The organism is Pseudochelatococcus sp. B33, assembly GCF_053570585.1.
Map to the genome: position 1 here is coordinate 254026 of NZ_JBSEFH010000003.1, position 13695 is coordinate 267720.

Consider the following 13695-nt stretch of genomic DNA (forward strand, 5'->3'; position numbering starts at 1 on the left):
TGACCCCTTCGGAAGCTGCGCTCCGGACGGACATCACGGCCGCTTCTTCGGGGGCGCGTTACGCACCGCACCCGCGGCACCGCCTTCTATCGTGCGACCTTGCTATCGTGAGCCCTCGCCATAGCCCGTCATCTCCAGATAGCCGCGCCCCGGATGGCTGCCCTGGGCTCGGATCGGGCCCTCCCAATAGGGCACCGACAGCGCGTTCCATGCGTGATCGTTCAGCGCGCGCGTCGTGATGTCCAGCCCCTTGGCGGGCAGTTCGAGACGCCATTCCACCGGCACCACGCGACCGGCGACGGTGGCGTTGCGCTTGGGCGTCAGGCGCAGCGCGCCGGGCGGCTGCGGTTCCGGATTTCCATCAGCGGCGATCCAGGTGGCGCTGACGAAATCTTCGCTGCCGCGCAGGCGGAAGCCCATCAGCCGCTCGCCGTCGTCGAACGACAGGCTGAACCAGTCCCACCCCGTCTGATCCGCCGCCAGCGGCTGCGAGGACCATTCGTGGTCCATCCAGGCCGTGCCGGTCACCGGGATGCGCCGACCGTCCAACACAATCTCGCCCGAAGCGGCGTAGAAGGGTTGCGAATAGTAGCGGCTGGCCTGACCGGCAGCGGACTTGACCGAATAACCGCCATCGCCCTGCGCGACGATTGGCCCGGTGGCGCGCAGCGCCAGGTCGTAGGCGAATCCCTTGCCTTGCGCGACCATGCGGTCGGAAAGCCGCCAGTCGTCGATCCACGCCTCGAACGGAGTAGCGGTGACACCCGCCTGCCCGATGCCGCCGCGCGCCAGCTTTTCCGCCGCGAGATGCCGTGTGCTTGTGGTCAGCGCCGCATGGCCGAGCCAGACCTGGGGGCTCGCCCAACCCTCGGCCTCATAGGGAGCTAGCGCGCTGCGAAACAGCGTCCATTGCGCGCCGTATTCCGTGCCGTCCGCCGCCGTGAGGTTCGCGGTCACATACCACCACTCGATCCGGAAGGTGGGATGCGGACCGTGGTCGGCGGGGAAGTCGAAGGCGCCCCGGCGGGGCATTTCGAACCCCTCGGCAGCCTCGGTCCCCAACCCCGCGAAGCCTTGCCCCGCGAAGCCTTGCCCCGCAAAGCCCTGACCCGATGCGGGGCCCGAGACGGCACTGACTATGAGGATCAGCGCGATCGCCTTAACGTTCATGGGCGAAGACCTTCAGCAGTTCGGCCGGCGCGATGCGCGCCAGTCTGTAAACCGGCAGCGCCGCCGCCAGCCCCGCCGCAAGCAGCGACAGCCCGCCCAGACGCAGCCAGTCGCCCGGGAACAGCCGCATCGGCAGCCGCCAGCCGAATGCCTCGACATTGACGACTGCCAGCAGAATCCAGGCCAGCGCCAGCCCCACTGGCAGTGCCAGCACGCACACGAAGGCGGCCAGCGCCAGCGTTCGCAGCAATTCGAGCCGCGCGAGCCGGCTGCGCCTCAGCCCCATCGCCCAGACCGGCGCGACCTGCGGCAGACGCAACGACGACAGCGTCAGCAGGCTCGCGAAGATCGCCAGCGCGGCGACGCCCAGCGTCAGCACGTTCAGCGCGGCGGTGACAGCGAAGGTCCTCTCGAACACCGCGACCGAGGCTTCGCGGATCGCAGCGCGGTTCTCCACGACCATTCGCGGGAAGGCGGCGCGGATCTCGGCGGCGGGAATGTCGGTGATCAGCGCATGGCGCAGGATCGGCAGGGGATAGAGCGCACGGTGCCGATCGAAGGACAGGATGACCTGCGTCATCGGGTTGCCGTAGTCGGGATAGATGCCGGCGATCACGCCCTGTTCCAACCGGTCGCCAGGCGAGAGGCCATGGCGCAGGGCGAACTGCTCGTTGACGAAGATGTCGCCCGCGTTAAGGCGTTCCCATGGGTCGGGCAGGGAGCGCAGCAGCGGCCAGGCACGGCGGAACAGCGGATGGTCCACCATCCCCACCACCTCGACGCCGCCATCCGTGGTCCGGATCATCGGGAGCGCGACGGCGCGATCACCTGGAGCATCCGCCGATCCGGTCGGATCGGCGGATGCTCTGCGATTCTTTGATTGGAGCGAATTCTGATCGATCGAACGATTCCGTTCGATCGGAAAGCGCTCCAGCCAATCCAGCAGCCGGGCGCTGTCTGCCTCGTCCGCCGCCTCGACATAAAGGTCGGCGGCGAGGCGTTGGTCGATCCAGGCGGTGAAGGACGTGCGGAAGCTGCCCACCATCGTGCCCACGCCGATATTGGCCGCCAGCGCCAGCAGCAACGCCATCAGCGCCAGCGACAGGCCCGGCAGCTGCTGGCGCGTGTCGGCCCAGAACCATTGCGTCACCGCCTCGCGCGACAGCCGCTGCCCGGCCCGCGTGAGGAACGCCAGCAGCATCGGCAGGATCAGCGCGCTGCCAATGAGCAGCCCCGCCAGCACGCCGAAGCCCGCCCAGAGCCCCGGCACGGCCAGCAGTCCCGCGGCGAGGCCGAGCAGCAAGGCCCCCGCCAGTGCCTGCCAGCGCATCGCCCATGCCGATTCCCGCGCCCATGCCCGCGGCTGGGCCGGGGCCAGCGGCGGCAGCCGCCACAGCCGCCAGAGGCTTTGCCCGGCCGAAGCAAGCATTCCCAGTACCGCGATTCCGAGCCCGTACAGCCACCAGACCGGCCGCAGCGTCAGCTCCGCGCCGACCTCGGCTCCATAGAGCCCGCGCAGCGTTGACGCCACGTCGGGCAGCAACACCCACGCGATCAGCCAGCCCAGGGCGACGCCCGCCGCACCCGCCACCAGCGCAAAGGCCAGAAGCTCCGCCAGCAGCAGCCCGGTGAGCGCGCGCGCCGAAAGCCCGAGCGCCCGCAAGGTGCGGAACATGGCGCGACGCTGCTCGAACGCGAGGCCGATGGCGGAATGCACGATGAACAGGCCGACGCCGAAGGCGAGATAGCCGAAGGCGGCGAGGTTCAGATGGAAGCTTTCGGTCAGCTGCGACAGATCGGCGGTGGCGGGGTGGATCCGCGCATAACCCGCGGGCGGGGGGCGGTCCTCGGTCAGCAGCAAATAGGAGATGTCCGGGCCCAGTATCTCGGCCGCGACACCGATGTCGGTCACGGCGATGCCCGGCGGCAGCTCCGCGCGGCGCGCGCGGGGATCGTCCAGCGGCGCGGCCGACAGGATCACCCCGCCGCCGGTCAGGAAATCGGCCCGATCACCCTCAAGGACCTTTTCGGGCGGCAGGGTCAGCGGCTCGATCCCGATGAGGCGCAGGGTGTGGCTGCCGATCACCGTCTCGCCCTCGATCACCGGGGAAACCGGCCAGCCGGCGCGGCGCAGCGCGACGTAGTCCGCCAACGTGATCCGCTCCGCGACCAGCCGCGGCAGCCGGTCCTGCGCCATGGTCGAGGCGGCGAAATCGTAGCTGGCCCGCGCCTCGGCATTGATCGCCTGCACCCCGGTCCAGAGCGCAGTCGACAGCGCCAGCCCCAGGAGCAGCATCGCCGCCTGCACCTTGTGCCGCGCCCAGTGCGACAGCAGCGCCGCAAGTCCCGTCATCTGCCCCGTCATGTCAGCCGCCCACCGCGCAGATGCAGGCGCCGGTCCAGCCGCGCGGCAAGGCGCGGCGAATGCGTCACCATCAGCAGCGCCGCGCCGGTCTCGGCCACCAGCCGCAGCATCAGCGCCATCACCCTGTCGCCCGAAGCCTCGTCGAGGTTTCCCGTCGGCTCGTCCGCCAGCACGAGCGCGGGGCGCGCGGCAAGGGTGCGGCCAATGGCGACGCGCTGCTGCTGCCCGCCGGAAAGCTCTTCGGGATAGCGCGACATGAACGGGCCCAGATCCAGCGCCGCAGCGAGTTCTGCCTGCCAGCGCGGATCGTACCGCTCCGCCAGCCGCGCCTGGAAGGCGAGGTTCGCCGCCACGTCGAGCGAGGGGATGAGGTTGAACTGCTGAAACACCAGCCCCACCGTGCCCCGCCGCAGTGCCGCGCGCTCGGCATCGCTGCGGCCCATCGGGCGGCCGGCGACCTCGATCAAACCGGCATCGGGCGCGTCCAACCCGGCGCACAGATGGAGAAGCGTGCTCTTCCCGCTGCCGGACTCGCCCGTCAGCGCCAACGTCTCGCCCGCCGCCAGCGACAGGCTGACGCCGTCCAGCACGGCGACCCGGCCTTCAGAGCTGGCATAGCCCTTGCTGATGGCGGTCAGCGACAGCATGTCGGCTCCTCTGCGGCGAAGCGCGCACGCCAAGCCATAGCTCAAGCCATGGCTATGGAACGCGATTTCCACTGCATGGTTCTAACGGAAGTAGCCGGCCGGGGCAAATCGACCATCGGACGGGTTCGGCCGGAACCAGCGCCAGCCAGCCTGCGGCATCCGCGCCGAATAGCTCATCTTGACTCTGGCCTCAGACATTTTGACTCTGGCCTCAGACATTGCGCTTCAAGGGTTCCTTCGACTGTTTGACTTGGTCCGCCTGCTCAAATAGGGTTCCCGGTGCGGGCAAGCCGCATCCGGACTCGCGGGAAGGGCAGAGCCCACTTGCACTGAAAACATGAGACCCCAGCCTTTGTGCAGCCGAATTGCGAGTCGTCGGCGTCAGATGCACGGAGGTTTTGATGAAATCACTTCCCAGCCGGCCCGACATCGATCACCTGAAGCGCCAGGCGAAAGATCTGCTCGCAGACTTCAGACGCGGCGCGCCGGAGGCCATCGCGCGCTTCCGCGATGCCTTGCCCGCCGCCGCAGGCCGCGATGCCGTCGCGATCAGCCGATTGGAACTGCGTCTGCACGACGCTCAGTCCTGCATCGCCCGGGAATACGGTTTTGAGTCATGGGCCGACCTCAGGGCCTATGTCGATGCCAGCCGGGCGCATCATGCCGATTCCGCCACCCTGGCGGCAGCCTTCTGCAGGCTGGTCTATGCCGGTGACATAGCCGGCGGCACGAACCGCGCCAGACCCAAGGCCGCCGCGAGACTCCTGGCGGATCATCGGGACCTGCCTGGGCGAGACCCCTGGATCGCCTGCGCAGGCGGAGACGTCGAGACGGTCCGCCGCCAGATCGAGGCGGACCTGTCCTGGGTAAACCGGGCCGGTGGGCAGCTTGATCTGACCCCTCTCGTCGCCACCACCCATTCGAGCCTGCTTCGCGTCGATGGGTACAGAGAGCGGCTGCACACCGTGGCCGATCTGCTGCTGAAGGCTGGCGCCGATCCGAACCGGATCGTGGTCAGACGCTGGACCACCCCGACAGATGCGTCGCCTCGGGAATGGCGGGCCTCGGCGCTGCATGGCGCGGCCGGCGTGAACTTCGATCCGGACCTCACGCGCCGGCTGCTGGCGGCGGGCGCCGATCCGAACGACGGCGAGTCCCTTTATCACTCCCTGGACAAGCCGGTCTGCACGCCCATCCTGCTTGGGGCCGGAGCCGTCGTCGCGGGCACGAACGCGCTCTATCGATGCCTCGATTTCGACGATCTCGATACGTTCAGGCTGCTTCTGGCGCATGCGGCGGGCGCCGAGGAACTGAAAAGCGGCCGGCTGCTCCTCTGGGCGATCCGCCGTCGCCGTTCACCCGCCCATATCGAGGCACTGCTCGAAGCGGGTGTCAATCTCATGATCACGACGCTGGACGGCATCAGTGCCTATGCGCAGGCGCTGCGATACGGCCTGCCGGAGGTGGCGGGTGTGCTGGAGAGAGCGGGCGTCGCCACGAAGCTCGACGAGGAGGACCTGTTCGTGGCCGCCTGCGCGCGGGGCGACGCGGAGGCAGCCCGGCGTATCAAGGCCCGGAGGCCGGACCTTCCGGCGGTGCTCGGCGAAGACCGGCTGCGGATGCTTCCCGAGCTGGCAGCAGCGGGCTGCTCCGGTGCGGTCAAGCTGATGGCAGATCTCGGCTGGCCGATCTCCGTTCGCGGCGGCGACTGGAGCGCGAGCGCCCTCAACCACGCCGTGTTCCGCGGCGACGCCGCGCTGGCGCGCCACTTGTTGGCATGCGGCGCCTCGTGGACCGAGGAACACGGTTACGGGGACAATGTGTGCGGCACGTTGAGCTGGGCCTCGTGGAACCGGCCCGTCGAGGAAGGCGACTGGGTGGCCTGCGCCGAGGCGCTTGTCGAGCACGGTATGCCGGGGGCGCAACGGATTCCCGAAAATCCGGAATGCGTCCTCGTCGCCGGCAAGCGCAGGCAGTTCTCGGAGGACGTCGCGGCATACCTGCTCGGGAGAGGCTCCGAGCCGTCGAGATAGCAGCGTCGAGACATGTATGGCGAGGACTGCACTATAGCGTAGTGGAAACGCTTGGCGCGCTTCCGTAGCAGGTCCGCTATGGGATCGAAGCCCGGCCCATACCTGCCGGCCTGTGCGAACCGCTTCCCGACACCTGTCATTCGTGCTTGCTGCGGCGGAAGTGACCCGGTAATGCCGGCAACCCGGACATTTCCGCTAGCGGTCAACAGTCGCAGCTTTTCACTCGGCCCCGACGAAGCGCGCCAGCTTGCGGATGTGCCAGGCCATGTCGGGGCTCCGGATTTGCACGGATTGCATCGAACTTTCTCCTTTGCTATCGCCGAGCTCACCGCCCTGCCCCGACGCTTGTCCTGTGCGCTCCGACACTGGCGTAACCCGGCGATCGGGGTCTTTGTTCAGACTCCCGCCGTTATTCCGCGACAGCCTTGGCAGCTTTTTGGAGATCGGCGATGGATTGCGATACGCTTCGGGATGACCAGGGGGAACGGATCAAAGGCTCGTGCCGGGAGGCACGAAAGGCAGGCGCCCGCGCCCATCCGCGCGAGTGGACCCGGTTTGTGCTTGCAACTCAGCTATCAACTTCCCCTGCATTCTGAGCTCTGCCGGGAAGCCCTAGCAGGGTGGCGAGTTCTTTCGCTGATCGCGCTATCGTGGCCGCGCCGGCTGCCGCGAGGCGGTCCCCGTGATCGGCGAGGCAGTGCCCTCCTCCGGTAAAGCCGACGACCGTCATCCCGGCTGCGACGCCGGCCCGCACACCGGCAATGCTGTCTTCCACCACGACGCAATGCGCGGGCTCGACGCGCATTTGCGCTGCCGCGAAGAGAAACAGGTCCGGAGCAGGTTTGCCGGATGCAACCATGGCGGCGCTGAACACATGCGGATCGAGGTATGGCCATAACCCCGTCAGTTCAAGCCCGAACCTCAGCTTGTCGGGAGCGCTGCTCGACGCGACGCAGCGCGGAAGCGCAAGTTCTTGCAGGAGCTCCTCGATGCCGCCGATCGCCCTGAGTTCCGTTCGATAGCTCTCCTTGATCCGTTGCTGGAGCAGATCGTTGAAATCCAACGGCAACGGGCGTCCCCAATCTTCCTCGATGACTTGCCGCATGGTCGCAGCCGACAGGCCCGCGAAACGCAGGACGACATCCCGGGATGTGACCGGATAGCCTATGCGGGTGAGTTCCTCGGCATCGATCCGACTTGCCAGCACCTCGCTGTCGATGAGAACGCCGTCGCAATCGAAGATGACGAGCTTGAAGGACCGGTTCCGCTTCATTGCGCACCGTCCGATTTCGGCCCTGCGGGCGAGATGGCGATTACCGGTCTGTCGCTCACCTCGAAGCGATGGATCAGAACGCCGTCTTTCCCGATCACGGCGATGTCGAAGGCAGGGGCGTCTTCGACGAAATGCGCATCCCTGCGAACGAAATGCGGAACGATCTGATGGGCGACACCCCGGCTGGCGCTGAAGGGGATCCCATGCCAGTTGCCGCCGACATCGACGTGTACGTGGCCGCAAAAGATGTGCCGCACGTTGCCGGCTTCTGCGATCGATCTGATGATTTCCGGCCAGCGCTCCGTATTCCATGGTTCGAAGTGCGGCAGGCCGATCGGCTGCAGCGGATGGTGCGCGAACAGAAAGGCAGGTGTTTCCGGCGCCCCGGCAAGCCGATCCGCAAGCCATTCCAACCGGCCGCCGTTCAGCGCGCCGTGGCCGAAGCCCTGCACCAGCGTATCGAGGAAGATGAGCCGGCCGGCGGAACATTCATGAACCGACTGGATGAAGCCGTTCTCATCGCGTTCCGCCTCAGGAAACGCGCGGACGAAATTCTCGCGGTTGTCGTGATTGCCGACGAGAAGCCGACAGGGCACGCGCAGTTCCCGCAGCAATTCACGCAGCAGGTCGTAAGCCGCCAATTCCCCCTTGTCGGCAAGATCGCCGGTTATGACGCAGATGTCGGCATCCGCATGGTCACGATTGATACGGGCAATGACATCGCGCAGACGCGCGGCGGGATCGAAACCGAAAAGCGTAGCGCCTGTCGGCACGAGATGAAGATCGGTCAGATGGATGAGTTTCATGGGAATATCCGGGGAAGACGGGCGCCGACAATGATTGCCGGCGCCCGGAGAAATTCGGGCGCTCAGTTGGTTCGGGGCAGCAGCGACCGCACCTGGCTCGCCATGTCGGCCAGAGCCGCCTCCGGCTCCTTGGCGCCCAGAGCGATGGCCGTCATCTCATCGCGAATGACCTGGCCGATCTCGACACCGTTTTCACCGGGCCATGAAAACCACGGACGGGCACGCGGCGTCTGCAGCACGCTGGTGTACCAGTTGGGATGCTGTTCGTAGAAGCCGGCGAGATGATCCTTGTCGAGGGCCAGCGTATTGGTCGGCATGTAGCCTGTATTGGGGACAACGATGCTCTGGCCTTCGGGACCCGTGGCGAACTTGACGAAATCCCAGGCCGCGGCGCGCTTGGCCGGATCGTCCGTCAGGATCACCGCGACCATGCCGCCTGTCGGCATCGTGGCGTTTTCGGCACCGAGCGGCTGCGGCGCCGTGCGCAGGCGGAAACGGTCGCCGATCTCTCTTTCGAAACCGCGCACACCGCCAGCGGAAGCGAAATAGAAGCCGAGCTTGCCGGAAGTGAACAGCTGGCGGGCGGCGCGTTGGTCGATGGGCGGTTGCGCTCCTTCGGTGTGGAAGCGCTTGAAGAGCTTCACTGCGGACTGGCCAGCCGGCCCATCGAAGGCGATGTCGCCCTCGGCCTCGTTCATCATCTGGCCACCGAAATTGCGCACCAGATTCTGCGTCGTCCAGTCGTCCGAGCCAAGTTCGTAGTACATGCCGGAAACACCACCGCCGAGCTCGCCGATCTTGCCGGCCAGAGCGACGAAACCGTCCCAATCGGACGGGATCTGTTCGGGATCGCCGCCCGCGCGCTCCACGAGATCGGCGTTGTAGTAGACCACCGGTGTCGACATGGCGAACGGCAGGCCGTATTGCTTGCCGTCGACCCTAGCGAGCGAGAGCACCTGATGCGTGTAGCCCTTCGCGGTCAGGTCGTCGGCAGCGACCAGGTCATCGATCGGCTTGATGAGACCGCGGCCGACGAGCGGCCGCAACACGTTGAAGCCGACATAGTGAACATCCGGCAGCTGTCCGGCCATGCTCTGGCGGATCAGCGTCTGGATGGCTTCGTCATAGCTCGGCGCGGCGGCCCGGAACGTGATCGTCACGTCCGGACGGGCGGCCGTGAACCGCTCGGCGATCGGCTTGTGGAACACCTCGTGGTCGGGCCAGGCATAGAAAACGTCGAGCCTGGTTTGCGCGTTGGCTGCGGGCACGGCGATGCCGGAGGCGACAAGACCGGCGGCAAGGATCGTAGGGATTATTTTCATACTGCTCTCCTGAATTCTGATGGAATGGAGTGGCGGATGGGACGCAGAGCGCCCTTCGATCAAACGGGGTCATTTGATCGGCGGAAATTCGTCCAAGATCAAAGACTTGCAGAGCATGATCCGATATGACCGGATCATGCTCTAGCGCCGGCCGAGCACGAGGCCCCGGATGAAATGTTTCTGCATGGCAAGGAAAAGAGCGACCAAGGGCGCGGTCACAAGCACGCCTCCGGCCATGAGCGCACCGACCTGACCTGCACCCTCGCCGGACTGGCGGAAATAGGCGATGCCGAGCGAAGGTGTCATCATGTCGGGATTGGTGATCGCCACCAGCGGCCAGTAAAGATCATTCCAGTGGGCCACGATGGAGAAGATCGAAAAGGAGGCGATCGCCGGCCAGGCTACGGGCAGCATGATCCGCCAGGCGATCGAAAGCTCGCTGAAACCGTCCAGCCTGGCGGCATCGAGCACCTCGTCCGGAAAGGTGACGAAGAACTGCCGGAAGAGGAAGATGGCGAAGACGGAGATGATCCAGGGCAGGACAAGCGCGGTATAGCTGTCGAGAAGGCCCAGCCTGGCAAGCGCGATGTAGATGGGTATGGTGGGTATCTGTACCGGCACCAGCAGGCCGAGCAGGACGGCCGCGAGCAGCAGCGGCCGGCCGGGAAAGGCGAGCTTGGCCAGCGCATAGCCGCAGGGAACGGCGATCGCGATCTGCAGGACGAGGATCGCCAGGCAGACGATCACGCCATTGACCATGTACCGCAGGAGCGGAATAGCCGAAAGCGCCGTGCCGTAGTTCTCGATTGCGCCGCCTAGCGTTGGCCTCGGCATGAGACCGCCGTTGAAGATCTCGCTCTGCGGCGTCAGCGACGCAAGCAGCATCCACAGGAAGGGGAACACTGTGAATGCCGCGCCGGCCACCAGGATGCCATGGGACACGAACCGGGATACGGGCGTTTGCGCTACGATCATCGCCGGCCCTCCCCGGAATTTCCGCCTGCCCGGCGCTCGGACACGCGTATCTGCATGAGCGACAGGAGCGTCACGAACAGCAGGAAGGAGACAGCGATCGCCGAGGCGTAGCCGACACGGAAGAAACGGAAACCTTCCTCATAGAAGGTGTAGAGTATGACCATGGTCGATTTCATCGGCCCGCCCTGGGTCAGCACCGCGACCGTCTCGAAAACCGAGAAGGCACGGACGACCGTCATCACCGTGACGAACAGCGTCACCGGCGCCAGCATCGGCCACGTCACGAGCAGGAAGCGCTTCAGACCGCCATCGGCACCATCGATCGCGGCCGCCTCGTAGAGATCCTCGGGGATAGTGGAAAGCCCGGCCAGGAACAGGATCATGTTGAAGCCGACAAGCTGCCAGACGCCGATCGCCGCCAGCGCATAGATGGCCGTTGCGGGATCTGACAGGAAGCGCACAGGAGAGACGCCGAAGAGATCCAGCACGGCATTGGCAAAGCCGAAACCCGGATGAAGGATCACCTCCCACGCCGTCGCCAGCGCGACCAGCGTGGCGGCAACCGGCAGGAAATAAGCCGTGCGGTAAAAGGAAGTGAACCGCGTTTGCCGCGCGATGAGCAAGGCGACCAGCAAGCCCCAGCCGATCGATACGGGTACGACGATGAGGACGTAAAGTGCCGTGTTGCGCAGACTGACACCAAAGCCGGCATCCATGATCATACGCTCATAATTGCCGAGCCCGACAAAGCGCATGCCAGCCAGGCCGAGCGAGGCATCGGTGAAGGACAGCAGGAGAACCAGCACGGCCGGCCCGATCAGCAGCGCGACGAGCAATAGGGTCGCCGGCATGGCCAGAACCAGTCCGACCCGCGCCTGCGCACGCTCGGCCACGAACGTATGCGGTGGGGCTTCCGCCGTGGGGTAACGCAGCGCGTCGTTGATGACCGTCATCTCACGCCACCTTGCTGTAATCACGTTGCCGGCGCGAACCGTTCAGCGGAAAGAACCATGCCTTCTCAGGGGCGATCGTCAGGCCCACGCCTTCACCGGCACGCAATGTCGCGGCACGCTCGGAGGTGATACGCACGACGACCTCCGCTCCCACCTCAGTCTGGACGAAGACATGGGCGTCAGTCCCCGCATGCTCGACACGTGAAACCCGGGCAGGCAGCGCCGCCTGCTGCTCCGGGCCGACCAGTGCGGCATGTTCGGGCCGAAACGCCAGGGTGCCGGGCTCGCCGGAGCCGAGAGCATCACGGATAACAATCTGCTGGCTGCCGATAGTCAGCGCTCCGTTGACCGGGGCTGCCACGGCCAGCACATTCAGAAACGGCTGGGTCAGGAAACGGGCGACGTCAAGATCTATCGGGTTGCGATAGAGCTCGGCCGGCGCCGCGACTTGACGGATCTCACCGCCGAACATCACGGCCACCCGATCGGAAAGCGCGGTCGCTTCCGCCTGGTCATGGGTGACGAACAGTGTCGTCGTGCCCATCTCCTTGTGAAGACGGGTGATCTCTCCGCGGGTATGAATGCGCAGACCGGCATCGAGATTGGCGAGCGGCTCGTCCATCAGAAAAATCTTCGGCTGGCGCACAAGCGCCCGCCCCAGCGCGACGCGCTGCCGTTGACCGCCTGACAACGCCGCCGGCCGGCGGTCGAGAAGCATATCGAGCTTGAGAAGCGCCGACGTCTGCCGCACGCGCGTCTCTATCGAACGGTGGAGCGCCTTGGAGCCCGGCAACAGACGGCCAATGACGGGAAGGCGCTGGAGACTCGTCAACTCGCGCATGACCAGCGGAGCGGCGATATTGTCGTAGACGCTGAGATGCGGATAAAGCGCGTAGCTCTGGAACACGAAGGCAAGGTCGCGATCCTTCGGCGCGACATGATCGAGCGCCCTGCCCCCGGCGCTCAGCCTGCCGCGATCGGCACGCTCAAGCCCGGCAATGATGCGCAACAGAGTGGACTTGCCACACCCGGACGGCCCGAGCAGGGTTGCGAATTCGCCCGCGGCGATATGCAGCGAGACGTCACGCAATACGTCCACCGCGCCGAAACGCTTGCTGATCGCATCGATGAGAAGGTCTGACGCCGCCATCCCGAGCTCCTTTGGACGGCAGCATGCGTACTGGTGTTTTATTTCATATAAATGACGATATGGAGTTTTATTTCATTTCAGGCCCGAGGCGCTCCATCTCCTGGCCAAGGGCCAGCATCAGACACTCGATGAGGAAGATCTTGCCGACCATCGGCGCCAGCGTGCCACCGATCGGGTTCAGGCCCGCAGCCTGAAGGGTGAAATGCGCCGCCTCGCCGATCGGGCTGCGGGCGCGGTTGGTGATGGCGACCGTCGTTGCGCCTGCGGCTCGGGCTCCTTTCAGGAAGTGCAGAGTGTCGACCGTCAGGCCTGAGATCGACAAGCCAATCGCGACACACCCCCGTCCGAGACCATTGGCGACTTCATGCGCCATGTCGGAATTGCGAAACGTCACGGCGGTCAAGCCGGCCCGCAACAGGCGATAGGCGAGCATTTCCGCCGTCACCCCCGACATGCCCGACCCATATAGGTCGATCCGCCGGCTGGCAACGAGAGCTGCAGCGACTTTGTCGAGAGTCGCGGTATCGACATGACCGTGGGCGACGACGAGGTTTTCGACCATGGTGTCGTGCAATGACCGGATGGCCGCATTGGGGCCGGCACTGCCCGCAGTGGCGAGACTTGGACGCCCGACCTCGGCTGCCAGAGCCAGCTTGAAATCCCGGAAACCGGAAAAACCGATCTGACGGCAGAGCCTCAGGATGCTTGCCTCGCCGCTGCCCGCGAATTCACCAAGCTCCGCTACCGACTGGTGCAGCACCTTTTCCGGATTTTCGAGGATATACTTGGCGATCCTCGCAAGCGCATTGGGCAGCCGGTCTATTTCCTCCTGAAGGCGGACGAGGATGCTTCCATGCCGTATCGCAGTCGTCGCCGGCGGGCTGCCATATTGAACCATTATACGATGTCTCCAAAATGCTCGCCGGGAAACATTGCGACATTCCATAGAGATGCGCCAGAGTGCACTTGCCCGCTACCCCACACGGGGGGTGATAAAATCA

11 protein-coding genes are annotated in these 13695 nt (G+C 65.6%); 1 reads left to right on the forward strand and 10 read right to left on the reverse strand.

The features are described from left to right. Nucleotides 1-102: 102 nt before the first annotated feature. The 3 genes from ACUSIJ_RS04710 to ACUSIJ_RS04720 are packed head-to-tail and all read right to left on the reverse strand — an operon-like array spanning nt 103 to nt 4182. Nucleotides 103-1170: a lipocalin-like domain-containing protein gene (locus ACUSIJ_RS04710; RefSeq protein ID WP_449307210.1), complete on the reverse strand. Its 1068-nt coding sequence runs from the start codon at nt 1168-1170 to the stop codon at nt 103-105. Next, entirely contained in the window at nt 1160-3535 is a 2376-nt protein-coding gene (locus ACUSIJ_RS04715) for an FtsX-like permease family protein (protein WP_449307211.1), read from the reverse strand. Before ACUSIJ_RS04715 ends, ACUSIJ_RS04710 begins: the two co-directional genes overlap by 11 nt. Further along, entirely contained in the window at nt 3532-4182 is a 651-nt protein-coding gene (locus ACUSIJ_RS04720) for an ABC transporter ATP-binding protein (protein WP_449307212.1), read from the reverse strand. The genes ACUSIJ_RS04715 and ACUSIJ_RS04720 overlap by 4 nt, the downstream gene beginning before the upstream one ends. A 401-nt stretch (nt 4183-4583) precedes the next feature. Here ACUSIJ_RS04720 and ACUSIJ_RS04725 point away from each other — a divergent pair, with 401 nt between their 5' ends. Continuing rightward, entirely contained in the window at nt 4584-6215 is a 1632-nt protein-coding gene (locus ACUSIJ_RS04725; RefSeq protein ID WP_449307213.1) for a hypothetical protein, read from the forward strand. Nucleotides 6216-6783: 568 nt separating this feature from the next. On the opposite strand, the gene ACUSIJ_RS04730 is transcribed toward ACUSIJ_RS04725, so the two are convergent. From ACUSIJ_RS04730 to ACUSIJ_RS04760, 7 genes are all read right to left on the reverse strand, one after another. After that, complete coding sequence (locus tag ACUSIJ_RS04730) at nt 6784-7488, reverse strand: HAD family hydrolase (protein WP_449307214.1); 705 nt, start codon at nt 7486-7488, stop codon at nt 6784-6786. Then, the gene (locus ACUSIJ_RS04735; protein WP_449307215.1) at nt 7485-8294 is read right to left on the reverse strand and encodes a phosphodiesterase; all 810 of its coding nucleotides are present in this window, start codon (nt 8292-8294) and stop codon (nt 7485-7487) included. Before ACUSIJ_RS04735 ends, ACUSIJ_RS04730 begins: the two co-directional genes overlap by 4 nt. Before the next feature lie 62 nt (nt 8295-8356). Further along, complete coding sequence (locus ACUSIJ_RS04740; RefSeq protein ID WP_449307216.1) at nt 8357-9616, reverse strand: ABC transporter substrate-binding protein; 1260 nt, start codon at nt 9614-9616, stop codon at nt 8357-8359. 141 nt (nt 9617-9757) lie between these two features. Continuing rightward, the gene (locus ACUSIJ_RS04745; protein WP_449307217.1) at nt 9758-10591 is read right to left on the reverse strand and encodes a carbohydrate ABC transporter permease; all 834 of its coding nucleotides are present in this window, start codon (nt 10589-10591) and stop codon (nt 9758-9760) included. Continuing rightward, complete coding sequence (locus ACUSIJ_RS04750) at nt 10588-11544, reverse strand: carbohydrate ABC transporter permease (RefSeq protein WP_449307218.1); 957 nt, start codon at nt 11542-11544, stop codon at nt 10588-10590. The genes ACUSIJ_RS04745 and ACUSIJ_RS04750 overlap by 4 nt, the downstream gene beginning before the upstream one ends. A 1-nt stretch (nt 11545) precedes the next feature. Continuing rightward, on the reverse strand, nt 11546-12694 hold the full coding sequence (locus tag ACUSIJ_RS04755; protein ID WP_449307219.1) for an ABC transporter ATP-binding protein: 1149 nt from the start codon (nt 12692-12694) through the stop codon (nt 11546-11548). Between the two features lie 67 nt (nt 12695-12761). Then, the gene (locus ACUSIJ_RS04760; protein WP_449307220.1) at nt 12762-13592 is read right to left on the reverse strand and encodes a MurR/RpiR family transcriptional regulator; all 831 of its coding nucleotides are present in this window, start codon (nt 13590-13592) and stop codon (nt 12762-12764) included. Nucleotides 13593-13695: the final 103 nt, after the last annotated feature.

Bases quoted from the DNA above. Each gene is read 5' to 3' on its own strand.
- ACUSIJ_RS04750 (WP_449307218.1), bottom strand. From the start codon at position 11,544: ATGACGGTCATCAACGACGCGCTGCGTTACCCCACGGCGGAAGCCCCA.
- ACUSIJ_RS04715 (WP_449307211.1), bottom strand. From the start codon at position 3,535: ATGACGGGGCAGATGACGGGACTTGCGGCGCTGCTGTCGCACTGGGCG.
- ACUSIJ_RS04735 (WP_449307215.1), bottom strand. From the start codon at position 8,294: ATGAAACTCATCCATCTGACCGATCTTCATCTCGTGCCGACAGGCGCT.
- ACUSIJ_RS04760 (WP_449307220.1), bottom strand. From the start codon at position 13,592: ATGGTTCAATATGGCAGCCCGCCGGCGACGACTGCGATACGGCATGGA.
- ACUSIJ_RS04740 (WP_449307216.1), bottom strand. From the start codon at position 9,616: ATGAAAATAATCCCTACGATCCTTGCCGCCGGTCTTGTCGCCTCCGGC.
- ACUSIJ_RS04725 (WP_449307213.1), top strand. From the start codon at position 4,584: ATGAAATCACTTCCCAGCCGGCCCGACATCGATCACCTGAAGCGCCAG.
- ACUSIJ_RS04730 (WP_449307214.1), bottom strand. From the start codon at position 7,488: ATGAAGCGGAACCGGTCCTTCAAGCTCGTCATCTTCGATTGCGACGGC.
- ACUSIJ_RS04720 (WP_449307212.1), bottom strand. From the start codon at position 4,182: ATGCTGTCGCTGACCGCCATCAGCAAGGGCTATGCCAGCTCTGAAGGC.
- ACUSIJ_RS04755 (WP_449307219.1), bottom strand. From the start codon at position 12,694: ATGGCGGCGTCAGACCTTCTCATCGATGCGATCAGCAAGCGTTTCGGC.
- ACUSIJ_RS04745 (WP_449307217.1), bottom strand. From the start codon at position 10,591: ATGATCGTAGCGCAAACGCCCGTATCCCGGTTCGTGTCCCATGGCATC.
- ACUSIJ_RS04710 (WP_449307210.1), bottom strand. From the start codon at position 1,170: ATGAACGTTAAGGCGATCGCGCTGATCCTCATAGTCAGTGCCGTCTCG.